Raw genomic sequence first — 24,024 nt, forward strand, 5'->3', positions numbered from 1 at the left:
CCTGATTCGTGCTTTTTCCAGCCATCGTTCTGGAGTTCTTGAATGGCGCAATTACAACAAGGGTGTCTCTGGGAACAACTCACCCCACAGCGCCCGATTCATCCGCCATTAATTGGCGAGCGCAGTGCCCAGGTGTGCATCATCGGTGCCGGCTTTACCGGTCTGTCCGCTGCCCTGCAATTGCTTGAAGGCGGCAAGTCGGTGGTGATCGTCGAGGCCCATCAGGTCGGCCATGGTGGTTCCGGGCGCAATGTCGGTCTGGTCAATGCCGGCACCTGGGTCGCTCCCGATGAACTGGAAAAGGTCCTCGGTACTGCCGAGGCGACCCGGCTGAATACCGCGTTGGGCGCAGCCCCGGCACTGGTGTTCGCGACCATCGACAAGTACGGCATCGATTGCCAGGACACCCGCACCGGCACCCTGCACATGGCGCACAACGCCAAGGGCCTGGCGGACCTGCGCAGCCGGGTCGAGCAGTGGCAGCGGCGTGGCGCGCCGGTTGAACTGCTGACCGGCAAGGCCTGTGCAGACGCCTGCGGTACTGACAAGGTCGCCGGCGCCGTGCTTGACCATCGTGCCGGTACGGTCAACCCCATGGCTTATGCCTCGGGCATGGCAGTCAATGTGGTCAACAACGGCGGCGAGCTGTACGGCGAGTCGCCGGTGACCGGCCTCAAGCGTACTGCCGATGGCTGGCAGGTGACCACCGAGCGGGGCAGCGTACGCGCCGAGCAGGTGATTATCGCCTCCAACGCCTACACCGAGGGGCAGTGGACCGAGGTCAAGGATCACATCTTTGCCGGCTACTACTACCAAGTGGCGTCGGTGCCGCTGTCTGGCGCCGAACAGGCCGAAATCCTCAAGGGCGGTCAGGGCTCCTGGGACACCCGAACCGTGCTGAGCAGCATTCGCCGCGATGTACACGGGCGTCTGATCCTGGGCAGCCTGGGCAATGCCGGTCACTACCCGCTGTGGTTCATCCGCCAATGGGCCGACCGGATCCAGCAGCACTACTTCCCGCAACTGGGCAACAAGGTCGAGTGGGAATGCACCTGGACCGGCCGGATCGGCTTCACCCCCGACCATCTGCTGCGCCTGCTGGAACCGGCACCGGGTTTGCTGGCCGCGACCGGCTTTAACGGTCGGGGCGTGACCACCGGCACGCTGGTGGGCAAATGCTTCGCCGATTACCTGCTCAGTGGCAACGATGCCAAGGCCTTGCCGGTGTCGTTTTCCACCAGTGCGCCTGCGACCGGTAATGGCCTGCGCAGTCTGGGTTATGAGGCGGGTTTTACCCTGTATCACGCAGGGCAATGCTTGCGTGTAGTGCTCTGAGCGATTGAAAAACTACCTGCGTTGCCATTGCTACGTTAAAAACGGGCTCACAATGCTCATTGACCACTAGTCAACTCCGCTTGCTCGCTCGTTTTTGTGGGGCCGCCGTCGGTATTGCACTGGCTGCCTCGCCAACGTTTTTCAAAGGCTGGTTTTGGGCACTCACAACCCGGCCATACAACAATAAATCTCCATAACGTCGTTTTGAGGCGCGGCCTCGTGCTGCCCGCAAGATGGCGTTGACCTTGAGGGACACCCATGGCTACAGACAAGAAAAACGAGCACCGCTCACTCAAGCACGGCCTGACTTCACGTCAGGTATCAATGATTTCCATCGCCGGGATCATCGGCGCGGGACTGTTTATCGGCTCCTCCAATGCCATCGCCAAGGCAGGTCCCGCGATCCTGATTTCCTACCTGATTGCCGGTACGCTGGTCCTGCTGGTGATGCGTATGCTCGGCGAAATGGCCATCGCCAACCCGGACAGCGGTTCATTCTCGACCTACGCCGCGCGCGCCATCGGTCCACGGGCAGGCTTTACCATTGGCTGGTTGTACTGGTGGTTCTGGGTGCTGATCATTCCGGTGGAAGCGATTGCCGGCGCTGACATCCTGCACGCCTGGATGCCTTCGATACCGTCCTGGGCGTTGGCCTTTTTGATCATGATCGTGCTGTCGGCCACCAACCTGATCAGCGTGAAAAACTTCGGCGAGTTCGAATACTGGTTCGCGCTGGTCAAGGTCGTGGCGATCCTCGCGTTCATCGCTGTATGTTCGGCCGCCGTGCTGGGCTTCTGGCCACTGGCCGAGGTCTCGGGCGTGCAGCACCTGTGGAACAGCGGCGGCTTCATGCCCAATGGCTTTGGCGCGGTGCTCGGTGGTGTGCTGGTGACCATCTTCTCGTTCTTTGGTGCCGAGATCGTCACCATCGCCGCCGATGAAACCGCCAACCCCAAGGAAAAGATCCGCCGCGCGACCAACCTGGTGGTCTACCGGATTGCGATTTTCTACCTCTTCTCGATCTTCTTCATCGTTTCTCTGGTGGCCTGGAACGACCCGCAACTGGTCAAGGTCGGCTCGTTCCAGCGCGTGCTGGAAGTGCTGAACGTGCCAGGTGCCAAGCTGGTGGTCGACATCGTGGTGTTCGTGGCGGTGACCAGTTGCATGAACTCGGGGCTGTATACCGCCTCAAGGATGCTTTACTCGCTGGCCGCCCGTGGCGAAGCGCCGGAGCCGGTGCGCCGGGTGTCCGGCAGCGGCGTACCGACCATCGCTGTGCTGCTGTCGACCCTGGCCGGCTTCGTGGGCTGCTTCGTCAACTACGCCTTTCCGGGCCAGGTATTCGGCTTCCTGCTGTCCACCACCGGCGCCATCGCCTTGCTGGTGTACCTGGTGATCGCCATTTCCCAACTGCGCATGCGCGCAATCATGGTCAGGGAAGGCACCGCGATCGAGTTCAAAATGTGGCTGTTCCCCTGGCTGACCTGGTTCGTCATCGGCCTGATCACGCTGGTGCTGGGCTACATGCTGGTCAGCCCGAGCTATCGCTACGAAACCCTGCTGACCGCCGCGGTAGCCGGGACGATTCTGTTGATCGCATTTGTACGGCGCAAGCCAGCGGTCAACGTGTATGCGCAGCAGGGCGGGGCGGGGAACTGAGTTTTTATAAAGGCTGGGTTTATGTGGCACATTCAGTCTGTACGGCGTTGCTGTTGCTGTTGCCGTTGATCTTGCTCTTCGAACAGAGATGGCACAGACGACGCAAATAGCGACTTTGGCGCTGGCCGAACGCAGGTGTCGATTTGGTGGGAAAGCCGGCAGGGAAGCCGCTGCTCTTTCTATAAGGAGCAGGTGCGCTGGGCAGGACGCCCATCGCGCCGGCCCCCAAATCGATGCCGGACGGAGGGTAGTTCGCCCGCAGGGCGGACCCAAGCCAGGAGCAGCGACGGTCTACTTTTGGGCGAAAGTGACCCGCCGTAAGGGCGGAACCTGACGAATAGACAACAGCGGCAAAGACCCATGCACCAATCTAAAGGCCAATTCGCGGCTAAAGCCGCTCCTACGGCGCCCCGCACACCGCCCCGCTCATGTCATCCGATAACTGAAGGTTGCAATTCTTTACGGTCGTATCTGATAATCACTTTCATTTCCGACTTGTAATGTCCCATGTCTGCCGACCCGCCATCCCTCAACGCTGCTGTCCAGCACCTGTATACCGAGCATCACTCTTGGTTACAGGGCTGGCTACGCATGCGCCTGGGTAGCCGCAGCGATGCGGCAGACCTCGCCCAGGACACCTTCGTGCGGCTGCTCAAAGCCCGCACCGCATTGCAGATCCGCGAACCCCGGCATTACCTGTCCACCGTCGCCCGTGGTCTGGTCATCGACCTGTTTCGCCGCCGCGCCCTGGAACAAAGCTACTTGCAATGGCTGGCCAGCGTGCCGGAAAGCGAACAGCCGTCGCTGGAAGACCAGGCGGTGATTATCGAGACCCTGGGCGAAATCGACCGCATGCTCGATGGCCTGGGCAGCACGGTCAAGCAAACGTTCCTGCTGTCGCAGTGCGAAGGCCTGACCTACGCCGCCATTGCCGAGCGCCTTGGCATTTCGCTACGCACTGTCAACAACCACATGGCCAAAGCCATGGAGCATTGCTGCCTGATGCAGATGCAGCATTTTTCATGAGCCCCTCAGCCAACGAACGCGAAGCCATCCGCGCCGCGGCGCAATGGTATGCACGCCTGGCATCCGGCCAGGACACTGAGCGCGAGCAGCGCGCCTGGCAGTGCTGGCACGACGCCGACCCCTTGCACCGCCAGGCCTGGCAGCGCGTCGAGTCGGTCAGCTCACAGTTTGCCCGGGTGCCGGGGCAGCTGGTTGTGCCGGTGCTGCGTGGGGGGCAGTCGCGGCGCCAGGTGTTGCGCAGCGTGCTGCTGCTGGGCGCCGCTGGCGGTTTCGCCGTCGCGGGTTGGCGCAGCGATATGGGCGGGCAACTGTTGGCTGACTATCGCACCGGGGTGGGCGAGCAGCGTGATGTGCAATTGGCTGATGGCAGCGTTCTCAAGCTCAATACCGCGACCGCGCTGGACGTGGATTTCAACGCGCAGCAGCGCAAGCTGACCCTGCGTTCCGGAGAAGTGCTGGTCAACGTTTCGCCTGACCCGCTGGGCCGGCCCTTGTGGGTGCAGACGCCCCATGGCCGGGTCCTGGCCAGTGAAGGGCGTTTCACGGTGCGGACCCTTGAGTCGTTGAGCCGGGTCGCGGTGCTGCGCAATCGGGTTGCCGTGCAGTTGCCCCATGACCTGCGGGCACAGACCCTGGAGGCGGGGCAGCAGATTGATTTTGATTCGGCCCGCATGGGTATCGCCCAGGCCAGTAGCGCCGCCACGGCGGCCTGGGAGTACGGCAGCCTGATTGCCATCAACCAGCCGCTGGGCGAATTGCTTGAGGAGCTGGCGCGTTACCGGCATGGCTGGCTGCGCTGCGATCCGGGCCTCAAGGACCTCAAGGTCAGCGGCGCCTTTCCACTGGCCAATACCGATGTCGCGCTGGCCGCGCTGGAGAGTGGTCTGGGTCTGAAAGTAGTGCGCCATACCGCCCTGTGGGTCACCGTCACCCGCGCCTGAAACAGTCGGGTATGACCATCTGGGCGCGACAAGCCCCGCCGTTCAGGGCGGGGAAGGATAGCGCGGACGGCGTAGCCGTCCCTGGTTGCAGTGGGGTGTCTGCTGCTGTTCGATGGACGCACCGCCACAGGATGAAGCGCAGTAACACGGCGACACAGATGCCCTTCTACGGCGGTATTTCGTTACAAAGACCCCATGGGCATGCACCTTGAAAACACCGTGCCGTCCGCGCCTAATGTCGTCTTCATTGCTCATGGCTCAAGAGCAGCATGCAACGACTTCAAGCCTTCAAGTACGAACTCATGCCAGACGGCCGACAGGAGCGGCAAATGCGCCGCTTTGCGGGCTCCTGTCGCTTCGTCTTCAACAAGGCGCTGGCGTTGCAGAAGGAGCGCCACGAGCAAGGCGAGAAGAAGCTCGGCTATGCGGGCTTGTGCAAGTTGCTGACTGAGTGGCGCCATAGCCCGCCAACCGCATGGCTGGCCGATGCGCCTGTTCACCCATTGCAACAGGGCCTCAAGGATCTGGAGCGGGCCTACGCCAACTTTTTCGCCAAGCGAGCCGACTTTCCCCGGTTCAAGAAGAAGGGGCAGCGCGATAGTTTCCGCTATCCCGACCCGAAACAGATCAAGCTCGACCAGACCAACAGCCGCCTGTTCTTGCCCAAGCTGGGCTGGCTGCGCTACCGCAACAGCCGCGAGGTGCCTGGCACGGTGAAGAACATCACCGTGAGCCAGTCGTGTGGCAAGTGGTTCGTGAGTATCCAGACCGAACGCCAGATCGATGAGCAGCCCACGGCACAGGGTGCGGCAGTCGGCATCGACATGGGCATTGCCCGCTTCGCCACGCTTTCGGATGGTTCGTTCTACGCACCACTGAACAGCTTCAAACGCCATGAAACCGCGCTGTGCAAAGCGCAGCAGGCGATGAGCCGCAAGGTCAGATTCAGCCGCAACTGGAAGAAGGCGAAAGCCTGCGTCCAGCGCATTCACTCGCGCATCGGCAATGCCCGCCGCGACTACCTGCACAAGTGCTCCACCACGATCAGCCAAAACCACGCGATGGTGTGTATCGAGGACTTGCAGGTACGCAATATGTCCAGGTCGGCGGCAGGCACGGCCGAGGCGCCGGGAAGAAACGTTCGGGCCAAGTCTGGCCTGAACAGGGCCATCCTCGATCAGGGCTGGTTCGAGTTCCGTCGCCAACTGGACTACAAGCTGGCGTGGCGCGGCGGCTGGCTGATTGCCGTGCCGCCGCAAAATACCAGCCGCACGTGCCCGTGTTGCGGCCATGTGTCGGCGGCCAACCGCCAGACGCAAGCCCTGTTCAGGTGCGTGGGATGTGGTTTTGAAGGCAACGCCGATGTGGTCGGCGCGATCAATGTACTAAGGGCGGGACACGCCCGGTTAGCCTGTGAAGTGAGCGCAGAGGTCATGGCGCCAGCAGCAGGAACCCACCGAAGCGACTCGGGGGCGGCTCGATGCCGCGCCTGAGCGCCGTAGGAATCTCCGGCCTTCAGGCCGGGGAGGATGTCAATGCGCCAATCAAGTAAATAAAAATGCATCGTCTTTGCATCAAACCTGTATCCCGTTCGGCTATCCCTTCGATATTGGTCATTACACACCCCGGGGGAGGGGATACATGAAACCTTGCTTGCCCATCCGCACCACCTTGAGCACTGCCATTCGCGTTTGTCTGTTCGGCCTGGGAAGCGCCTGCCTGATGCCCTCACTGCATGCGGTGGCCGACGATGCCGCGACCCAGGGCAGTGTGCGCAGTTATGACATTCCGGCCGGCAGCCTGACCGAGGTCCTGAGCCGTTTTGCCGCTTCGGCCGGTGCGGCGATTTCTTTCGATGCCGGGCAGTTGCAAGGCAAGACTTCAAACGGCCTGCGCGGGACTTACAGCGTGCAGCAAGGCTTCGCCACTTTGCTGGCCGGTAGCAACTTTCAGGTCGTGGCACAGGGCAACGGTAGTTACGTGCTTATCCCGCGACCTGCTGGCGTCGCCGATGGCGCTATCGAGCTGGGGGCCACCAGCGTTATGAGTAGTGGCCTGGGCAGCGTGACCGAGAACTCCGGTTCTTACACCACCGGCGCGGTGAGCATCGGCAAGGCGCCGCAGACTCTGCGGCGTACCCCGCAATCGGTCACGGTACTGACCAGCCAGCGCCTGCAAGACCAGAACCTGACCAGCCTGACCGCTGTGCTGGAGCAGACCCCCGGTGTGGTGGTGGACCTGTTCGACAGCGAGCGGGTCAACTATTACTCGCGCGGCTACCAGATCGACGCGATTCAGTTCGACGGCGCCACGGTGGTGCAGGGCAGTGGTGGCGGGTCGTTTATTCAAAGCGATTCAGCGCTGGTTGATCACATTGAAGTGCTGCGCGGCGCCACCGGTATGTTGCGTGGTTCGGGTAACCCGTCAGGCACGGTGAACATGGTGCGCAAGCGCCCGACCCGTGAATTCCAGGGTTCGGCCAGCGTGACCGCCGGCTCCTGGGATGCCCAGCGCTACGTGCTGGATGTGTCCGGGCCGCTGAACGAAGGCGGTGGCATTCGCGGCCGGATGATCGCAGTGCACGATGACCGCGACATGTTTCAGGACACCCGGATGGAGCGCAAGAATGTGCTCTATGGCGTGCTGGCTGCCGACCTTACCGACAGCACCACCCTGACCACCGGCATCGAGTACACCGAACTGGACGCTACCGGTGCCTGGGGCGGCCTGCCGGCGGACTTCAGTGGCAAACCCCTGGACCTGTCGCGCAGCACCTATCTGGGGACCAACTGGAACCGCTGGAACCGCAGCAACCTGCAGACGTTTGTCGAGCTGGAGCACATGTTCGCCAACGACTGGAGCCTGAAACTGTCCGGCACCCGCACCCATTTCCGGCTGGACGATCACGGTTTCAAACAGACTTACATTTCCAGGGCCAGTACCACCAACCCGTATCTGGTCAATGTGCAGACCACTGAAGGCGATGGGGGGGAAAGCGAGCAGAGCCACCTCGGCGCCACACTCAATGGTCCGTTCAGTCTGTTCGGGCGTCAGCACGAGTTGCTGCTCGGCGTGGAGCGGATCAGAAACGACTCGACCGCATCGGCCACCAACTTCATGCCCAATCTGACCAATGTCGATGTGCGCACCTGGAACCCGAGCACCCTCCTGCCGGAGCCGGTCATCAACATCAGCGCCCGTCCGGTGCTGACCCGCACCACTCAGGAGGGCGCACATGCGACCTGGCGCATTTCCCTGGCCGATCCGCTGACCGCCATTGTCGGCGCCCGGATCAACTGGTGGGACTATGATCAGTCGACCAGCGCCACTGGCGACTACAGCGTGAATCAGGAGGTCGTGCCTTACGCGGCGCTGATCTACGACCTGAATGAAAATTTCAGCCTGTATGGCAGCTACACCGAGATTTTCAGCCCGCAGAGTGCAACTGACGCAACCGGGTCGGTGCTTGATCCGGTGACCGGCGAAGCTTACGAGATGGGCATCAAGGGTGAGTTCTACGAGGGGCGGCTGAACACCTCGCTGGCGCTGTTTCGTATCAACCAGGTTGGCAAGGCGCTGGACGACATCTCCGGGCCTAACCCGTGCCCGCCGTTGTACCCCAATGGCTATTGCCAGGCGGCCAGCGGCAAGAGCCGCAGCGACGGCTTCGAGATTGAGGTGTCCGGCGAGGTGCTGCCAGGCTGGCAGGTTTCCGGCGGCTACACCTACACCAGCACGGAGTTTCTTAAAGACACGGTGAGCAACACCGGTAATGTCCTGCGCTCTACCGACCCCAAGCGCATGCTCAAGCTGTTCACCAGCTATCGCCTGCCAGGCGCCTGGTCGGATCTGACCATTGGTGGCGGGGTTCGCGCGCAGAGTGATATCTATTCGCGCAGTGGTGCAGCAACGGCTACTCAGAGCGGTTACGCGATATACAGTGCAATGGCCAGCTATCGCTTCAATGATCACTACTCGGTACAGGTCAACGCCAACAACTTGTTCGACAAAGAGTACTACAAGAAGATCGGTGCCACGGCCACCGGGTACTACTGGGGCGAGCCACGCAGCCTGGAGGTGACGTTGCGCGGTACGTTCTAGTTACTCGGTTTAAAGGTTTCACTCAAATAGAGGTCATCTCCTTCAATCGAGGGGGTGGCCTTTTTTAAGGTGTGATCGAAAGCGGGATAAGTAGGCTCATTGAATAAGAGGTGCTGAAATAAAATTGTCATGAGTGTCCGGAAGTTACGCTTGGCGGGCGACTTGTTTTAGTAACTTAACCCGAAACTAATTGACAGTGTTGTAACATTTCTACATTCTTACTTCGCGTTACTGCTGGTCAGGAACGCTCAGGGGGCTTGTAGGACATTCCCTGAACGACGGAGTCCAACGCCACTTCACGATGTTGAAGAAAGAATGACGCCATGCAATTTCAGTGGCCGCTGCTGTTTCTCTCTCTCACATAATAATTCATGCCGGTGTCGTCTAACGCGATGTCGGACAGATTAAGTTTGTTTGTCTGCCTTTGATTGGGTGTTGTACGAAAACGGCCTGCGCTCGACCATGCGCTGCCAAGAGCGGCTCGTGCGCGAGTCCGATCGCAGTGCTCATTGGCGCCAGTAACATCGACCGTGACCGTTGCTCGCCGGTTTTTGCCGTGCCTGTCCTTCGCCCGCTGACTTTTAGTACATCAACCTGGTTCGCTGCCCGTTTATGGGGCGCGAAAGTTTTAGGTGTATGGCACAGCAGAGTGCCGTCGTTTTCTTCCCCATGTACCTAAAGAGAATATGCATGGAACAGCATAGCCTTGTGGAGTTTTCAAACCGTGGCGCCACACGCCCTGCCTATTGGTGGGCGGGTTCACCGAGCAGCTATCCTTTGTTCAAGGCGCGAATGCTCAAAACTTACCCGTGTGCACGCGAATGCGTCGATAACTTGTTGCCTGTGGGTTTTGCGTGCGCGGATGTCGGGCTGGCCGGGGCGCTGACCAACCTGGCATCGATCACCCAGAGTCTGAAAGCCAATCCGCAGCATTGGGCACGGCGCGCCCGACAATGGGGGAGGGTGACCATGATCGGACCTGTCCACCGCACCCTTTATGAGCACGCTTTGCATGAAGGTGCCGGACTGTTGTTCGAAACCTGGAAAGCCAGCCGCGCTGTCCGCGGCTGGATGGTGGTCGAGATTGAGCCAAGCGAAATTTACAGTGTTGCGAGCATGCTCAGACGAGCCCGGGAACTGGCCAACCTGATGCCCAACATCATGGTCAGCGTGCCACTGAGTGAAGAGGGCTGTGAGGTCATAGAAGAACTGGTCGCGAGCGGGCATGCGATCAACGCCAGCCTGTGCTTCAGCGTGGCTCAGGTGCAGGCCGGGCTGGCAGCGATCAACCGCGGTCGGCAACGCGCGATGATCCAGGGGGTCAACCTGGAGCGCACCCGTCACCTGATCAGCGTGCTGCCTGCCGGTGTGATGGAACACCCTGAATTTATCGCCCAGGCGGCCATGGTGGGCATTGAGTTATCGTCCCAGGAGCAGCGCTGGGCTGAAGTGGCCCTGTATCAGGCTTTGCAGGCGGCGCTGCGCGGCCAGGGCGAGTCCACCCGGCTGATGGTGTGCGGTTTCGGTTCTTTCTCGCAATGGGCTCCGGTGGCTTGTCAAGCCGAACCGGTTAAACGAGGCGGTCTGTTACACAGTGTCGGCGAACAGCAACTCGAAAGCCTGATTGCCCATTGTGGTGCGGTCGCGACTGCCCGCCATGATCCGGATGCGCCAGTGCCCGCCGAGGTCATGGAGCGCTTGCTGAAGATTCCCGGTTTTTGTCAGGTCTGGGGCCGCGACACCCTCGCAAGCGCCTGTTTTGCCCGTCATCCGGTCTATCTGCAGGCGGTCGGCAAAAGTGTGCGGGCCTACACCCGGTTACTGGGGTTTGCGCGGCAGCTGAATCCGCCGCTGTTGGCTGACGTTCATTATCCGGACAGAGCTGTCGATGTGCATAACTGTTAGCGGCTCGCGCAGGCTCTTCGGATAGCGCGTGACGGGATCGACCAAACGGCACAAAAACCCTGTCGATCAAACGCTTGAGTCTGTATTGTGGCGGTTTATGTCGCTGGGATGCGTTTCGCAGTCCAATTCTCAGAGAGCCTTACCGGATGTCGGCAACTCCCCTCTGCCAGGCCTTGCCTTCGGTGCTTGCTGCACTGCGGGCGCAGACCGGCCAGATGCACTCCGGGCTGGAAAAACGCATGCCGTTTTTTTCAGCCCGTCTTGATCTCTCGCTCTATACGCGCCTGATTCAGGCCTATTATGGCTTCTATCAGCCGCTCGAAGCTGCCTTGCTGGGCTGTGCCTGGCTGCCGGCCGGGCTGGAACTGGGCGAGCGCCTGAAAGTCCCGACGCTGCTGCGTGACCTGCAAGCCCTGGCTGTCGACCAGCCGCACAGGCTGGCGCTCTGTACTCGCCTGCCTGCCATTGACAGCCCGGCCAGCGTTCTGGGGGTGCTGTATGTGCTGGAGGGGGCAACCCTGGGAGGCCAAGTACTGCGCCGCGAGATGCATGCGCGCCTGGGGCTGGATGAACACAGTGGCGCGGCGTTTCTTGATGTCTATGGCCGTGACACCGGGCGGCGCTGGAAGGCTTATCTGAGCCTGCTCGACGAGCAACCCACCGATGCGCAATTCTTGCAGGCTGCCGCGCTGGCTGCCGAATCCACCTTTGCCTGTTTCGAGCAATGGCTTGATTGCCAAGAGATCCTTTCATGAGTCATCCCGACCGCAGTGTCTTTGAACGCTTGCTGAGCAACTGCGCCAGCGAACCCATCCAGTTCCCCGGCGCGATTCAGCCGCATGGCGTGCTGCTGACCCTGACTGAGCCGGACCTTGTGTTGTTGCAGGTCAGCGCGAATATCGAGTCGCTGCTCGGTCAGCGCCCCGAGCAGGTGCTGGGCCAGCCCTTGGCCTGCCTATTGGGTGAGGCCCAGGCGACATTGATTGCCCAGGCCCGCAGTGCACAGAGTTTCAGCGATGCACCGCGCCTGTTATTGACCTGCAACGGTCGGGAATTCGAAGCGTTGCTGCACCGTCACGATGGCGTGCTGGTACTTGAACTGGAATGCCGGGATAACAACGTACTGGTTGCCAACGACAAGGCCCTGACCGGTAATCTGGGGCGCATTCTACGTAATCTGCAGGCGGCGCCGACTTTGCAGGCGTTGTATGAAGCCTGCGTGCGCGAAATCCAGAAACTCACCGGTTACGATCGGGTGCTGGTCTACCGGTTCGAGGAACAAGGCCATGGCCAGGTCATCGCCGAGGCATCCTCACCGGACATGGAACTGTACAACGGCCTGTTTTTCCCGGCCTCGGACATTCCCGAGCAGGCTCGCGAGCTGTATCGGCGCAATTGGTTGCGGATCATCCCCGATGCCGACTACCAGGCGGTCGAACTGCTGCCGCGTCTGCGCCCCGACACCGGCCAGCCGCTGGACATGAGTTTTGCCACGCTGCGCAGCGTCTCGCCGATTCATTGCGAATACATGCGCAATATGGGGGTGCTGTCGTCCATGAGTGTGTCGCTGCTCAAGGGCGACAAACTCTGGGGCTTGATCACCTGTGGTCATCGCACACCGCTTTACGTGCCCCATGAGCTGCGCATCGCCTGCCAGACTCTGGGCCAAGTGCTGTCGTTGCAGATCAGCGCCATGGAAGCGCTGGAGGTCAATCGTCAGCGTGACGCCAAGTTGCAGACCCTTGCCTTGCTCAACGAGTCCATGGTGGCGGCGCAGGACGATGTGTTCGACGGCCTGGCGGCGCAGCCTGAGTTACTGATGCAACTGGTCGATGCCAGCGGGGTGGCGATCCTTGAGGGCAATCAGTTGCACTGCTTTGGCAACTGCCCCACGCCTGAGCAGATCCGCCTGCTGCACGCCTGGTTGATGAAGCGTAACGAGCCGGTATTTTCCAGCCATCACCTGTCCAGCGTCTATCCGCCGGCCGAGGCTTATCAGAAGTCGGCCAGCGGTGTTCTGGCCATGAGCCTGCCCAAGCCGATCGACAACGGCGTGCTGTGGTTTCGCCAGGAGGTCAAGGAAAGCATCCCATGGAGTGGTAACCCTGAGAAACCGCTGGACATGGTCGACTCCGAAGCGGGCCTGCGCCTGCGACCGCGCACCTCGTTCGAGATCTGGAAAGTGGAGATGACGGGCATTGCCAGCCGCTGGAGTCATGGTGACCTGTTTGCCGCCAATGACCTGCGCCGCTCGGCACTGGAAGACGATCTGGCCCGTCAGGTGCGCCGTGAACAGCAGGCGGTGCGCGCCAGAGACGACCTGGTCGCTGTGGTGTCGCATGACCTGCGCAACCCGATGACCGTGATTTCGATGCTTTGCGGCATGATGCAAAAGTCATTCAGCTCGGATGGCCCGCATACCTCGCGGCGTATTTCGTCGGCGATCGATACCATGCAACAGGCCGCCAGCCGCATGAACGTGCTGCTCGAAGATTTGCTCGACACGTCCAAGATCGAAGCCGGGCGCTACACCATCGCGCCCAGGTCCCTGGAGGTCTCCCAGATCTTCGACGAGGCTTACACCCTGCTGGCGCCTCTGGCGCTGGACAAGGGCATTGACCTGGTGTTCAGCCCCGGCGAGCAGCTCAGGGTCCATGCCGATCCCGAGCGGCTGTTTCAGGTGCTGTCCAACCTGATCGGCAACGCCATCAAATTCACCCCGATGCAGGGGCAGATCAGCGTCAGCGCCCAAGCCGATGGCGAGCGCGTACTGTTTTGCGTACGTGACTGCGGCGAGGGAATTGCACCTGAGCAACTGCCGTTCATCTTCGACCGCTACTGGACCCTCAAAGACAACAACCCCACCGGCACCGGGCTTGGGTTATACATCTCCCAAGGCATCGTCAAAGCCCACGGCGGCACACTGAGCGCCGAAAGCGAATTAGGCCAGGGCAGTGTGTTTCGCTTCAGCATCCCGGTAGCGGTGTAGCCACAAAAGGCACCGTTGCCGTAGATTTTTATTTTTGAGCCGGGATGGCACAGACGACGCGAATCGCGACTTGGGCGCTGGACGGAGGGCAGGCGTCGATTCGGGGGAGAAATCAGCATGGATGCTGCTGATTTTGAAACCGGGGGCAGGTGCCCTGGGCAGGGATGCCCATCGCGCCGGCCCCCGAATCGATGCCAGACGGAGGGGAGTCTGCCCGCAGGGCGAAACCTGCAGCCCAGTCACCGCGATAAAGGATTTTCCATCAGCCCAAAGGCTTGTTCGCGGCTCAAGCCGCTCCTACCTGCCCAAATCAAACCCGCACAAAAAATCAAACCTGCACAAACACCGCAAACGCAAGCTGCCCGCCCTTGGGCCGCAGATCCTGCAGGTAAGAATCACGATCAGCCGACAACTCCAGACTGACACTCATATTGCGCTTGCCAGCATTACGAATCTCCAACTCATCACGATGCGCACGCAGAAAATTGCTCGGCACCTTCAAATGCAACAACTGATCAGTCTCGGGTGTGTGCAGCAGCAGATTGATCCACTCGCTGGTCTTGATCTGACCAAACGGCAGATCAAACCACCAGATATTGCGCTTGGGGTCCAGCACCGCGAGATGGCTGTTATCGCGATTCAAGACGGTGCTACTCAATTGCTGATTGCGGCGTTCAATCGCCTGAGACTTGTCGAGCTTCATGGGACATTCCGGAAAACATAGCGTGGCGCGCATTCTCTCATGCCGGTCGCTGCCCCGACGAATGGAAAAACAGCCGATAAAATAATTGAAACTCTCAAGCCGAGCGGCCAGTCCATCATTATGTCGGGTTGACAACGACATCCTTCAGTCACGGGACCAGCGGTCCGGGAGAATCTTCATGAGCAGCACCAGCGATAAAGTCAAAGGCATGGCCAATGAAGCGGTAGGGAACGTTAAACAGGGCGTTGGCAAAGCAACCAACAACGACAAACTCCAGGCCGAGGGCAAAGCCCAGGAAATCAAAGGCCGTGGTGAACAGGCCAGAGGCAAGGCCAAGGACGCGATCAAAAAAGGCGTCGACAAGGCTTGACCCTGATAGCCCGGTCACGGAGCCCCAAGCCCGTGACCGGTGCGTTTTGCTGAAACCTTTTGCCGTTCTTCAAGTCCATGTCTGCGCCGGAACAACTCGCCCGGTCTGGATAACTACACCGCGAATCGACGTGAAGACGTACAGTACTCAGGTAGCCGGGTATGATCGCGAAAGGAGACGCCATGATTTTTTCCCACCTGCGTGGTTTGCCGATGGGTAAGGTGCTGGTTCGCACCGTGACCGAATTCATCAACGACGAAATGTCGACCTACGCTTCGGCGCTCGCCTATCAGGCCTTGTTTTCGCTGTTCCCCTTCCTGTTGTTCCTGATCTCGCTGATCGGTTTCCTTCACCTGCCGGACTTCTTCTCCTGGCTGCGCCTGCAGTCGGAACTGGTATTGCCGCCCCAGGCGCTGGAGCAGGTCAACCCGGTGATCGACCAGTTGCAGCAATCCAAAGGCGGGTTGTTGTCGGTGGGTATCGTCATCGCGCTGTGGACCGCGTCAGCGGGTGTGCGCTTGATGATGAGCGCCATGAACGCCGCCTATGACGTGATTGAAGGCCGGCCGATCTGGAAGCGCCTGCCATTGTCGGTGTTCTACACCATCGGCATCGCGATGATGCTGCTGGCCGCTGCCGCATTGATGGTGACCGGGCCGCAGGTCATGAACTGGTTTGCCGCGCACCTGGGTATCGAAGACTTCATTGTCACGGTGTGGACCATCTTGCGCTGGCCACTGATCATCATCCTGATGATGGTCGCCGTTGCGGTGATCTACTACGTGATGCCGGATGTGAAGCAAGAGTTTCGCTTTATCACCCCAGGCTCGGTCTTGGCGGTGGTGGTATGGATCATCGCCTCGCTGGGTTTCAGTTTTTATCTGAAAACCTTTGCTGATTACAACGCCATGTACGGCAGTATCGGGGCGATCATCGTCCTGCTCCTGTACTTCTATATCTCGGCCGCCGTGCTATTGCTTGGGGCGGAAATGAATGCGGTGATCGAGCATATGTCTCAGGAAGGCAAGGACAGCGGCGAAAAAGAGCCGGGTGATGGCGGCGTCGAAGCCAGCGGGGCTGACGAGCCGGGCGTCGGTGGGGCGCATACCCGGGAGCCGGCGCGCCAGGCATGATGGCCTGACGTATGGAATGTGGCACGATTGCGCTTTGCCTTACAGGACGTTAGCTGATGATTCGCGAGATTTTGAAAATGGGTGACCCGCGCTTGCTGCGGGTCGCCCCGCCGGTGCCGGAAAGCCTGATTGGCACCCCAGAGTTGCAAACCCTGATCGATGACATGTTCGACACCATGCAAAGCGTCGGTGGCGTTGGCCTGGCTGCGCCGCAGATCGGTGTCGATCTGCAACTGGTGATTTTCGGTTTCGAGCGCAGCGCCCGCTACCCTGATGCCGAGGCCGTGCCGCGCACCATCTTGCTCAACCCGGTGATCACCCCGCTCGATGATGCACTTGAAGGCGGTTGGGAAGGCTGTCTGTCGGTGCCTGGCTTACGCGGGGTGGTCGAGCGTCATCGGCATATCCGCTATGAGGGCGTTGACCCGCAAGGTGTACCGATCCAGCGTATCGCCGAGGGTTTTCATGCCCGGGTGGTGCAGCACGAGTGCGATCACCTGATCGGCCGTCTGTACCCTTCGCGAGTGACTGATTTTCGTCAGTTCGGGTTTACCGAAGTGCTATTTCCAGACCTCGATCCCAACGCTGATGACTGATCACGCAGCAGGGCGACCAGTGCCTTGCTGCGTTGATAGCGAGCCAGCCGCTCAGCCAGCTCGGCCGGCAATTCAACGGCTGTGACGAACCCTAACGACTGATAAAAGCCCTGCAAGTCAGGGTGGCAGAACAGCCACAGCGGCCCGCTGCATTGGCTGTGTGCCTGGTCGATCAGGCGCCGGGCAAGCCCCTGACCACGCCATGAGGCGGCAACAAACAGCCCGGTCAGCCAGTGGCCATGACGAACCGGCGTCAAGCACAGCGCCGCAACAATCTGCGCCTCCTTCACGACCCAGGCCTGGCCTTGGGCGGGCAGGCGCATGGGCGAGCGATGGCTGCGGTAGAATTTTTCCAGCAACGGGCGCGCCAGGGCGGGTAACGGGTAAATGTGCAGGTCAGACATGGCGTAGCGATAGACAAAAGCAGGCATCATACCGGCTCAGGCCATCGATAATGGAATGACTGGATGCTTTATCCCTCAATGCCCCTCACAACGGAGCGCCTGCAACTGCGCGGTTTTGTCGGGGCTGACCTGGCTGAGCTGGCCGCGTTACTGGCTGATCCACAGGTGATGCGCTATTCGGTACGCGGGGTCATGAGCCGCTCAGCCAGTGCCGAGTTCCTCGAGCATTGCCGTGTCAGCCTGGCAGAAGAAGGCTTTGCGCCGCTGGCGGTGATTGAACAACGTAGCGCCCGGCTGGTCGGATTCTGCGGTTTGTGTAAAGAGCGCTTCGAAGAGGCAGAGGAGGTCATGCTCGGTTATCGGCTCAGCCCGGCGTTCTGGAATCAGGGCATGGCCAGCGAGGCGGTAAAGGTCGTGTTGGCCCATGGTTTCGGTACTCTGGCGGTGAGCTCGGTGGTGGCGGTAGTGGAGCCGCAAAACCAGGCATCGATACAGGTGCTGCACAAGGCCGGGTTTCAGGATTACCTGCATGCCCGTTACTTTGGCATGGGGGTTCGCCTTTACCGGATGACCCGTGAGCGCTGGCAGGCGTTGCTGATAACGGCATGTTGAGGCTGGAAGCGACCCCTGATCTGACAACGGGTCTTTTTAACTGCTAGGTTCAAAGTTGCTGTCTGTCAGCCGGGAGGGGCGATGAACGACTGCAAAGCCACGTCCTTGCCCGGCCTGATTGCCGGCGGGATGTTGATGATCGGCCTGGGGGGGGCGCCTTTGAGTGCCGCTGAGGTCGACGACACCGCACTGGCGTTCGTCCAGCAACGTCATCTGGGCGATGGTTTGGGCTGGCAGGGCTATCAGATGGCCTCACGCACCGCGGTGTTTGCCGGGCTGGTCGACGCCCTGGGCAAAACCCGGGCCCAGGTGTTGGTGCAGGGTGAATTGCAGCGCTTGCAGCCGCAGTATCAAGGCCGCTGGGAGCAGAACCTGGCGGCGGCCTATGCCCATTCGTTCAGTGTCGAAGAACTGCGCCAGCTTAACGACGGCAAAGGCTCGCCTGCGCTGATGAATCGCTTCAAGGCGCGCAACAATGAAGTCGGTCAGGAAATGAAAGCACGCTCTGCCGATCTGCTGGCCGAGTTCGTCTCCCGCGCGCTGGAAAGCGCGCGGAAAAACTACATGCCGTGAAGGAAAATCTATGGACCCATTCATGCAGGCAGCCATTGATGAGGCCCGCCAAGGCCTGGCCGAAGGCGGTATACCCATCGGTTCAGTGATTGTTCACGATGGCAAGATTATCGGCCGTGGACATAACCGTCGTGTCCAGCAAGGCAGTGCCATCAAGCATGGCGAAATGGATGCGTTGGAGAACGCCGGCCGGCAGCCGGCCAGGGTCTATCGTGAAGCGGTGCTCTACACCACGCTGTCGCCCTGTGCAATGTGCAGCGGGGCGATTCTGCTGTATGGCATCGGCAAGGTAATCGTCGGCGAAAACCAGACCTTCATGGGTGAAGAGCAACTGCTGCGAGCCCGCGGCGTGCAGGTCGAGGTGCTGGGTGACAGCACTTGCGAACACCTGATGCGCGACTTCATTGCTCGTCATCCGCAACTGTGGAATGAAGATATCGGCGAGTAGCCCCTGCCAGTGTCAGCTTGGTCAGATCACTCTGGTCGCCACGCCGAACAAGGCCACACCCCGCAGCACGCCGTCTTGTTCATCCAGCTTAAGCGGCGCGGTGCCGCCTGGCATCCTGACGTGCACGGCGCCGCCTTGTACCAGCCCGGCAGCCCAGGCCGCGCAGGCCACGGCGCTGGCGCTGGTGCCGGAAGATGCCGTGGGGCCTTCGCCGCGCTCGAACACTCGTGCTTCCAATTGTCCCGGTTCGCTCAGGCAGGCCCATTGCAGGTTGACCCCGGCCGGGCAGGGCTCACCGGCACCCAACTCGCCGGCGGCAAAGGCGATCCGGGTCAACGGTTGGTTCAGCGCTGGCTCATGCAGTGCAGCAAACGTCGGCAGTTGAGCGGCATCAGCCAACAGGGTGACGCAATGTGGATTGCCGACCCGCACGAACACGCTGTGCGCCCACGCAGGATTGACGGCGGCCAGAGGCGGCACCCGGTTGACCGGGCGATCATTGAAGCGGCTGGCTTGCACGGCAGTCTCGAGCGCGGCCACCGCCTGTGGTCCGAACTGCGGCATACCAAGGTCCAGCCAGAAGCCCCGGATGCCATCCAGGGTGGCGGGTTCAATGGCGGTTTCCAGCGGCGCTGACCCAGCGTCATGATGCACGCGCAAGGTAAATGGCTGCAGCGTTGCCAGGCCGCTCTCGGTCAGTGCCTGGGCAAAGATGGTCAGACCGTTGCCGCTGCGTTCGGCCAGGGTGGCGTCGGTATTGACGATCAATACATCAAAGGGGGCCTGGTCGCTAAACGGACCGATCAGCAAGCCGTCGCTGCAGTGCGCCTTGGCGCCGGGTGGCGCCGTTCCTTCGGGCCAGGCACACACCGCAGCAATGGCGGCTGCAGCCCAGTGCGAGCGCAGCCGCGCGGCGTCGGCGGCGTCATCGGGGATTGCTACACCCAGGCGGCGTAGCTGATCGGGGTTGGTCACGGCATAACGGTTACCGCGGGCGTCAAAGATTCTTGTCATGATCGAGTCTGGTAAATGGAATACCGTGCATTCTGCACTGTCTGAGGCTTGGAACGATGCTAATCTCGGCAATTGTTAGGTTGCGCAGCCCAAGCGCGCGCAGCATTGAGACTGGAGCGAGGGATGCAGGTACAACGGCGCAACAATGTAAGAGTGATCGGCGAGGGCCCCGTTACCCTGATCTTTGGCCATGGGTTTGGCTGCGACCAGCGGATGTGGCGCTTCGTGGCGCCGAGCTTCAGTGACCGCTACCGGGTCGTGGCCTACGATCTGGTGGGCAGCGGTGGTTCGGACCTGTCCGCGTATTTCCAGCATAAGTACGAGCGGCTCGACGGTTATGCCCAGGACCTGCTGGAGATTATCGAGCAGTTTGGCCAGGGGCCGGTGGTGCTGGTCGGTCATTCGGTCAGTGCGATGATCGGTGTGCTTGCCGACCGCCTCAAGCCGGGCTTGGTCAGTGCGCACATCATGGTCGGGCCGTCACCGCGGTATATCGATGATCAAGGCTACGTCGGCGGTTTCAGCCGCGCTGACATCGATTCACTGCTCGACACCCTCGACAGCAACTACCTGGGCTGGTCGAGCACCATGGCGCCGTCGATCATGGGCGCGCCGGACCAGCCGGAGCTGGGCGAGGAACTGGCCAGCAGCTTTTGCCGCACCCACCCCGACATTGCCCGGCATTTCGCCCGGGTGACGTTCATGTCCGACAACCGCGAGGATGTTCAGGGCCTGACCACGCCGGCGTTGATTCTGCAATGCACTGACGACCTGATCGCCCCGGTCGAGGTCGGTGATTACCTGCATGCTGCGATGCCCGGCAGCACCCTGCGGCTGATCGAAAACATTGGCCACTGCCCGCACATGAGTGCGCCGGCGGCCTGCATCGAGGCCATTGAGCAATTTCTCAAGCCCTATGGAAACACCCCGCATGCCGCCTGAGTCACTGCCTGACGCGCAAACCCTGTTCGACAATGCCCCCTGCGGTTTGCTGTTGACCTGCGGCAATGGCGAAATCGAGCGCGTCAACCAGACCTTCTGTCGCTGGGTCGGGCGCGAGCAGCAGGCGCTGCTCGGTCAGCGCTTTCAGAGCCTGCTGACCATGGGCGGCAAGATCTTTCACCAGACTCACTGGTTTCCGCTGCTGCAGATGCAGGGGTCGGTGGCCGAGGTCAAGCTCGACCTGTTGCACACCGATGGCCGTCAGATACCGATGATGCTCAACGCCGTGCGTCGCGAGCATGATGGCGTGTTCCATCACGAACTGGCGTTGTTCGTGGCAGAAGAACGCAATCAGTATGAGCGCGAGCTGCTCGCGGCCCGGCAGATGGCCGAAGAGTTGTTGCAGCAACAGCTCATGGCCCAGAAAGAGTTGACCTCGGCGCAGAACCGTCTACGTCTGGCGCACGCCGAAGCGCAGATCCGCGCCAATTTTGCCGAACAACTGGTCGGTATCGTCAGCCATGACCTGCGCAACCCGTTGACGGCCATCAAGATGGCGGCAGACCTGCTGCAACGCGGCAACTTCGACCAACGCCAGCTTCGGGTCATGGGCCACATATCCCACTCGGTGGACCGTGCCAGCCGCTTGATCGGCGATCTGCTGGACTTCACCCAGGCCAGGGTTGGCCAGGGGCTGGCGGTCAGCCTGCAGGCCATTGATCTGCATGCCGTGGTGGCGCGCTGTGTCGAAGACCTGCGGCTGGCCTTTCCCGGTCGGCGCCTGGTGCATGTGCGCGAAGGCGAGGGGCTTTGCAATGCCGATGCCGACCGGTTGTTTCAGGTGGTCAGTAATCTGGTCGGCAATGCGGTGAGTTATGGTGACCCGCAAGGCGAAATCCGGGTTATCAGCGCATTTGGCGGCAAGGGTGGCAGCCTGGCGGTACATAACAGTGGTCAAGTGATTCCTGCCGAGCAGCTCGAAGAGCTGTTTGAACCATTGGTGCGCGGTGCGGCCAGCGATGACAGCCGCAGTGTAGGGCTGGGGCTGTTTATTGTTCGCGAGATCATGCGCGCCCACCTGGGCGATGTATTGGCGCAGTCCAGCCCGGAGCACGGCACCACCTTTACTGCACGATTTCCCAGAGCCTTTTAAACCCGCACAGGTTAAAGCGGGTACTCCTGACCAGCCTTGTTACAAACTCTGTCAGCGCATTTCTTGCCCATCTGCCATCGCTGGTCGAACCTGAGGCCTGATCCGGTTTCCAAGGTTTGAACCCCTACTTTCAGGCAGGCAGATAATGACTCGCTTCTTGCAAGGCCTCGCCATTGCAGCGCTGCTGGCTGGCGGACCGCTGGCCCATGCGCAGCAGCCGCTCGGCGCTGGTGCCGACGGCAACCCTTACAACAGCCCGATCAAACGCGCCAACCCCAACAGTCGACAAGGCACGGTACCTGACACGCCGCGCCCCAATACCTCGCCCGTGGTGCGTCCGCCGACCCTGGAAAACGGCGGTATCCGCAATGGCCAGCCGACCCGTCAGCAGGCGCCGGTACGGCCCGCCGAGCAGCCCCGCTTCAACCCGCCCGAACGCGGTACTCCATCCCGATGATCTCTACGTTATGCATAAGGAAACGCCCATGTTGAGAAAAACCCTGATCGCGACATTTTGCGCCAGTGCGCTGGCTGGCCTGCCATTGGCCGTTTCAGCGGCCGAGGCGGCCAAACAGTACAAAAGCGAATTGGGCGCTGTGACCGTCACCCAGTTGGCCGAAGGGCTGGATCACCCTTGGGCATTGGCATTTTTGCCGGACCAGCAAGGCATTCTGGTGACTGAGCGTTCCGGCAACCTGTTGCTGCTGGGCGTTGATGGCAAGGCCGGTAAGCCGATCTCAGGCGTACCGCAAGTCTGGGCCAACGGGCAGGGCGGCTTGCTGGATGTGGTGTTGTCGCCGGACTTCGGCAAAGACCGGCTGGTGTATCTGGCGTACGCCGAGGGCGATGGCAAAAGCGCCGCTGAAGGCGACAAGGCGGGCACGGCAGTGGGGCGTGGACGGCTGTCGGCAGACCTGAGCCGTCTGGAAGATTTCAATGTGATCTTTCGTCAGCAACCCAAGCTGTCGGTAGGCAACCACTTCGGCGCGCGGCTGGTGTTCGACCGTGAAGGCTATCTGTTCATCGCACTGGGCGAGAATAACCAGCGGCCCACGGCCCAGGACCTCGACAAACTGCAAGGCAAGGTGGTGCGGATCTTCCCGGACGGCAAGGTCCCGGATGACAACCCCTTTGTTGGGAGCAAGGGCGCGCGGCCGGAAATCTGGAGCTATGGTCACCGTAACCCGCAAGGCGCCGCGTTCAATCCGTGGAATGGCACGGTATGGGTCAACGAACATGGACCTAAAGGCGGTGACGAGATCAACATCGCCGAGCGCGGTCAGAACTTTGGCTGGCCGCTGGCAACCCACGGTATCAACTATTCGGGCCTGAAAATTCCTGAAGCCAAAGGTGAACTGGTCGAAGGGACGGTCAAGCCCTTGCATGTCTGGGAAGTGTCGCCGGGCGTCAGCGGCATGGTGTTTTACGATGGCGGGCGTTTTAAGGCGTGGGATCACAGCGTGTTCATCGGCGCACTGGCAACCGAAGAGCTGATTCGTCTGAAGGTCGAAGATGGCCGTATTGTTGATGAAGAACGGCTGCTCAAAGAACGCAAGGAGCGGATCCGCGACGTACGTCAGGGGCCGGATGGTTATCTGTATGTGCTGACCGATGACGGCAACGGAAAGTTGCTCAAAGTCGGCCTGGAATAATCGCGGGTAGTTGCGTAGGAAATAGCTGCGTAGGAAATAATTAGCGGCTCAATCCGCCCTAGCGTTTGCCAGCGTTGATTGAGCCGCTTGGTATCAGATTCAGGAATCAACGATCCTGTTTGTCGAGCAGCACTTCACCGGTCTTGGCATCGACATGGAAGTCCCACTCGGTACCCTGGGTATTGCGCAGTTCGATTTCGTAGACATAACGGCCGCCCTGCTGCTCCAGCTCGGTGTCATGGATGGTGAAGCCAGGGTGCTTGTCCAGCGCCTGCTTGTTGAACTTCTGCAAGTCGCCGATGGTGCCGGCTTTTTGCAGGTCGGCAAGCTGATCAGGGCGAACATCGGCCTGGGCCATGCCGGCAGCGGCGCTCAGAGTTACAGCAGCAAACAGGGCAGGGATGAATTTTTTCATGATCAATTTCCTTTCAGTGTGGAATCTGGGGTTATAGAGCGGTTAACAACCGA

23 protein-coding genes are annotated in these 24,024 nt (G+C 60.7%); 19 read left to right on the top strand and 4 right to left on the bottom strand.

What is annotated here, in order from left to right:
• The first annotated feature begins 42 nt into the window (after window positions 1-42).
• The 9 genes from amaA (at window position 43) to PSCI_RS16990 (ending at window position 13,956) form a co-directional block, all read left to right on the top strand.
• Window positions 43-1,335, top strand: coding sequence for an L-pipecolate oxidase (gene amaA / locus PSCI_RS16950; RefSeq protein WP_045489170.1), 1,293 nt, complete (start codon window positions 43-45; stop codon window positions 1,333-1,335).
• A gap of 258 nt (window positions 1,336-1,593) precedes the next feature.
• Window positions 1,594-2,994, top strand: coding sequence for an amino acid permease (locus tag PSCI_RS16955; protein WP_045489171.1), 1,401 nt, complete (start codon window positions 1,594-1,596; stop codon window positions 2,992-2,994).
• A gap of 507 nt (window positions 2,995-3,501) precedes the next feature.
• Window positions 3,502-4,020 (top strand): sigma-70 family RNA polymerase sigma factor, encoded by a 519-nt coding sequence (locus PSCI_RS16960; RefSeq protein WP_045489172.1) that lies wholly within the window; start codon window positions 3,502-3,504, stop codon window positions 4,018-4,020.
• On the top strand, window positions 4,017-4,961 hold the full coding sequence (locus tag PSCI_RS16965; protein ID WP_045489175.1) for a FecR domain-containing protein: 945 nt from the start codon (window positions 4,017-4,019) through the stop codon (window positions 4,959-4,961). The genes PSCI_RS16960 and PSCI_RS16965 overlap by 4 nt, the downstream gene beginning before the upstream one ends.
• A gap of 269 nt (window positions 4,962-5,230) precedes the next feature.
• A complete protein-coding gene (locus tag PSCI_RS16970; RefSeq protein WP_045489177.1) occupies window positions 5,231-6,454 on the top strand; it encodes an RNA-guided endonuclease InsQ/TnpB family protein in 1,224 nt (407 codons plus the stop codon).
• 148 nt (window positions 6,455-6,602) lie between these two features.
• On the top strand, window positions 6,603-9,062 hold the full coding sequence (locus PSCI_RS16975; protein ID WP_045489179.1) for a TonB-dependent siderophore receptor: 2,460 nt from the start codon (window positions 6,603-6,605) through the stop codon (window positions 9,060-9,062).
• Window positions 9,063-10,031: 969 nt separating this feature from the next.
• On the top strand, window positions 10,032-10,967 hold the full coding sequence (locus PSCI_RS16980; protein WP_158497589.1) for a transaldolase family protein: 936 nt from the start codon (window positions 10,032-10,034) through the stop codon (window positions 10,965-10,967).
• A 146-nt stretch (window positions 10,968-11,113) separates the two neighbouring features.
• Entirely contained in the window at window positions 11,114-11,722 is a 609-nt protein-coding gene (locus PSCI_RS16985) for a biliverdin-producing heme oxygenase (protein WP_045489184.1), read from the top strand.
• Window positions 11,719-13,956: an ATP-binding protein gene (locus tag PSCI_RS16990; protein WP_045489190.1), complete on the top strand. Its 2,238-nt coding sequence runs from the start codon at window positions 11,719-11,721 to the stop codon at window positions 13,954-13,956. Before PSCI_RS16985 ends, PSCI_RS16990 begins: the two co-directional genes overlap by 4 nt.
• Before the next feature lie 328 nt (window positions 13,957-14,284).
• Here the strand turns inward: PSCI_RS16990 and PSCI_RS16995 are convergent, their stop codons facing one another.
• Window positions 14,285-14,659: a hypothetical protein gene (locus PSCI_RS16995; protein WP_045489192.1), complete on the bottom strand. Its 375-nt coding sequence runs from the start codon at window positions 14,657-14,659 to the stop codon at window positions 14,285-14,287.
• 178 nt (window positions 14,660-14,837) lie between these two features.
• Here PSCI_RS16995 and PSCI_RS17000 point away from each other — a divergent pair, with 178 nt between their 5' ends.
• From PSCI_RS17000 to def, 3 genes are all read left to right on the top strand, one after another.
• Window positions 14,838-15,029: a CsbD family protein gene (locus tag PSCI_RS17000; protein WP_045489193.1), complete on the top strand. Its 192-nt coding sequence runs from the start codon at window positions 14,838-14,840 to the stop codon at window positions 15,027-15,029.
• Window positions 15,030-15,211: 182 nt separating this feature from the next.
• Window positions 15,212-16,162 (top strand): YihY/virulence factor BrkB family protein, encoded by a 951-nt coding sequence (locus tag PSCI_RS17005; RefSeq protein ID WP_045489194.1) that lies wholly within the window; start codon window positions 15,212-15,214, stop codon window positions 16,160-16,162.
• Window positions 16,163-16,218: 56 nt separating this feature from the next.
• On the top strand, window positions 16,219-16,758 hold the full coding sequence (gene def, locus PSCI_RS17010; RefSeq protein WP_045489195.1) for a peptide deformylase: 540 nt from the start codon (window positions 16,219-16,221) through the stop codon (window positions 16,756-16,758).
• On the opposite strand, the gene PSCI_RS17015 is transcribed toward def, so the two are convergent.
• The gene (locus PSCI_RS17015) at window positions 16,701-17,162 is read right to left on the bottom strand and encodes a GNAT family N-acetyltransferase (protein ID WP_045494485.1); all 462 of its coding nucleotides are present in this window, start codon (window positions 17,160-17,162) and stop codon (window positions 16,701-16,703) included. The genes def and PSCI_RS17015 overlap by 58 nt on opposite strands.
• A 78-nt stretch (window positions 17,163-17,240) precedes the next feature.
• Here PSCI_RS17015 and PSCI_RS17020 point away from each other — a divergent pair, with 78 nt between their 5' ends.
• The 3 genes from PSCI_RS17020 (at window position 17,241) to PSCI_RS17030 (ending at window position 18,795) form a co-directional block, all read left to right on the top strand.
• The gene (locus tag PSCI_RS17020; protein WP_045489198.1) at window positions 17,241-17,774 is read left to right on the top strand and encodes a GNAT family N-acetyltransferase; all 534 of its coding nucleotides are present in this window, start codon (window positions 17,241-17,243) and stop codon (window positions 17,772-17,774) included.
• 129 nt (window positions 17,775-17,903) lie between these two features.
• The gene (locus PSCI_RS17025; RefSeq protein WP_045494487.1) at window positions 17,904-18,347 is read left to right on the top strand and encodes a hypothetical protein; all 444 of its coding nucleotides are present in this window, start codon (window positions 17,904-17,906) and stop codon (window positions 18,345-18,347) included.
• A gap of 10 nt (window positions 18,348-18,357) precedes the next feature.
• Window positions 18,358-18,795, top strand: a complete 438-nt coding sequence (locus PSCI_RS17030) for a nucleoside deaminase (protein WP_045489201.1) — start codon at window positions 18,358-18,360, stop codon at window positions 18,793-18,795.
• A 21-nt stretch (window positions 18,796-18,816) separates the two neighbouring features.
• Here the strand turns inward: PSCI_RS17030 and PSCI_RS17035 are convergent, their stop codons facing one another.
• Window positions 18,817-19,809: a DeoR family transcriptional regulator gene (locus PSCI_RS17035; RefSeq protein ID WP_045489204.1), complete on the bottom strand. Its 993-nt coding sequence runs from the start codon at window positions 19,807-19,809 to the stop codon at window positions 18,817-18,819.
• 123 nt (window positions 19,810-19,932) lie between these two features.
• Between PSCI_RS17035 and PSCI_RS17040 the strand changes: the two genes are divergently transcribed.
• The 4 genes from PSCI_RS17040 (at window position 19,933) to PSCI_RS17055 (ending at window position 23,556) form a co-directional block, all read left to right on the top strand.
• A complete protein-coding gene (locus PSCI_RS17040; RefSeq protein ID WP_045489207.1) occupies window positions 19,933-20,751 on the top strand; it encodes an alpha/beta fold hydrolase in 819 nt (272 codons plus the stop codon).
• Window positions 20,741-21,904, top strand: coding sequence for a PAS domain-containing sensor histidine kinase (locus PSCI_RS17045; protein ID WP_045489209.1), 1,164 nt, complete (start codon window positions 20,741-20,743; stop codon window positions 21,902-21,904). The genes PSCI_RS17040 and PSCI_RS17045 overlap by 11 nt, the downstream gene beginning before the upstream one ends.
• Window positions 21,905-22,049: 145 nt before the next feature.
• The gene (locus PSCI_RS17050; protein WP_045489212.1) at window positions 22,050-22,361 is read left to right on the top strand and encodes a hypothetical protein; all 312 of its coding nucleotides are present in this window, start codon (window positions 22,050-22,052) and stop codon (window positions 22,359-22,361) included.
• Between the two features lie 28 nt (window positions 22,362-22,389).
• Window positions 22,390-23,556, top strand: a complete 1,167-nt coding sequence (locus PSCI_RS17055) for a PQQ-dependent sugar dehydrogenase (RefSeq protein WP_045489214.1) — start codon at window positions 22,390-22,392, stop codon at window positions 23,554-23,556.
• Between the two features lie 106 nt (window positions 23,557-23,662).
• Here the strand turns inward: PSCI_RS17055 and PSCI_RS17060 are convergent, their stop codons facing one another.
• Window positions 23,663-23,971 (bottom strand): PepSY domain-containing protein, encoded by a 309-nt coding sequence (locus tag PSCI_RS17060; protein ID WP_045489216.1) that lies wholly within the window; start codon window positions 23,969-23,971, stop codon window positions 23,663-23,665.
• Window positions 23,972-24,024 lie beyond the last annotated feature (53 nt).

Origin of the sequence: Pseudomonas sp. StFLB209 (genome assembly GCF_000829415.1) — a bacterium.
Lineage (GTDB): Bacteria > Pseudomonadota > Gammaproteobacteria > Pseudomonadales > Pseudomonadaceae > Aquipseudomonas.

Bases quoted from the DNA above. Each gene is read 5' to 3' on its own strand.
- amaA (WP_045489170.1), top strand. From the start codon at position 43: ATGGCGCAATTACAACAAGGGTGTCTCTGGGAACAACTCACCCCACAG.
- PSCI_RS16955 (WP_045489171.1), top strand. From the start codon at position 1,594: ATGGCTACAGACAAGAAAAACGAGCACCGCTCACTCAAGCACGGCCTG.
- PSCI_RS16960 (WP_045489172.1), top strand. From the start codon at position 3,502: ATGTCTGCCGACCCGCCATCCCTCAACGCTGCTGTCCAGCACCTGTAT.
- PSCI_RS16965 (WP_045489175.1), top strand. From the start codon at position 4,017: ATGAGCCCCTCAGCCAACGAACGCGAAGCCATCCGCGCCGCGGCGCAA.
- PSCI_RS16970 (WP_045489177.1), top strand. From the start codon at position 5,231: ATGCAACGACTTCAAGCCTTCAAGTACGAACTCATGCCAGACGGCCGA.
- PSCI_RS16975 (WP_045489179.1), top strand. From the start codon at position 6,603: ATGAAACCTTGCTTGCCCATCCGCACCACCTTGAGCACTGCCATTCGC.
- PSCI_RS16980 (WP_158497589.1), top strand. From the start codon at position 10,032: ATGATCGGACCTGTCCACCGCACCCTTTATGAGCACGCTTTGCATGAA.
- PSCI_RS16985 (WP_045489184.1), top strand. From the start codon at position 11,114: ATGTCGGCAACTCCCCTCTGCCAGGCCTTGCCTTCGGTGCTTGCTGCA.
- PSCI_RS16990 (WP_045489190.1), top strand. From the start codon at position 11,719: ATGAGTCATCCCGACCGCAGTGTCTTTGAACGCTTGCTGAGCAACTGC.
- PSCI_RS16995 (WP_045489192.1), bottom strand. From the start codon at position 14,659: ATGAAGCTCGACAAGTCTCAGGCGATTGAACGCCGCAATCAGCAATTG.
- PSCI_RS17000 (WP_045489193.1), top strand. From the start codon at position 14,838: ATGAGCAGCACCAGCGATAAAGTCAAAGGCATGGCCAATGAAGCGGTA.
- PSCI_RS17005 (WP_045489194.1), top strand. From the start codon at position 15,212: ATGATTTTTTCCCACCTGCGTGGTTTGCCGATGGGTAAGGTGCTGGTT.
- def (WP_045489195.1), top strand. From the start codon at position 16,219: ATGATTCGCGAGATTTTGAAAATGGGTGACCCGCGCTTGCTGCGGGTC.
- PSCI_RS17015 (WP_045494485.1), bottom strand. From the start codon at position 17,162: ATGTCTGACCTGCACATTTACCCGTTACCCGCCCTGGCGCGCCCGTTG.
- PSCI_RS17020 (WP_045489198.1), top strand. From the start codon at position 17,241: ATGCCCCTCACAACGGAGCGCCTGCAACTGCGCGGTTTTGTCGGGGCT.
- PSCI_RS17025 (WP_045494487.1), top strand. From the start codon at position 17,904: ATGTTGATGATCGGCCTGGGGGGGGCGCCTTTGAGTGCCGCTGAGGTC.
- PSCI_RS17030 (WP_045489201.1), top strand. From the start codon at position 18,358: ATGGACCCATTCATGCAGGCAGCCATTGATGAGGCCCGCCAAGGCCTG.
- PSCI_RS17035 (WP_045489204.1), bottom strand. From the start codon at position 19,809: ATGACAAGAATCTTTGACGCCCGCGGTAACCGTTATGCCGTGACCAAC.
- PSCI_RS17040 (WP_045489207.1), top strand. From the start codon at position 19,933: ATGCAGGTACAACGGCGCAACAATGTAAGAGTGATCGGCGAGGGCCCC.
- PSCI_RS17045 (WP_045489209.1), top strand. From the start codon at position 20,741: ATGCCGCCTGAGTCACTGCCTGACGCGCAAACCCTGTTCGACAATGCC.
- PSCI_RS17050 (WP_045489212.1), top strand. From the start codon at position 22,050: ATGACTCGCTTCTTGCAAGGCCTCGCCATTGCAGCGCTGCTGGCTGGC.
- PSCI_RS17055 (WP_045489214.1), top strand. From the start codon at position 22,390: ATGTTGAGAAAAACCCTGATCGCGACATTTTGCGCCAGTGCGCTGGCT.
- PSCI_RS17060 (WP_045489216.1), bottom strand. From the start codon at position 23,971: ATGAAAAAATTCATCCCTGCCCTGTTTGCTGCTGTAACTCTGAGCGCC.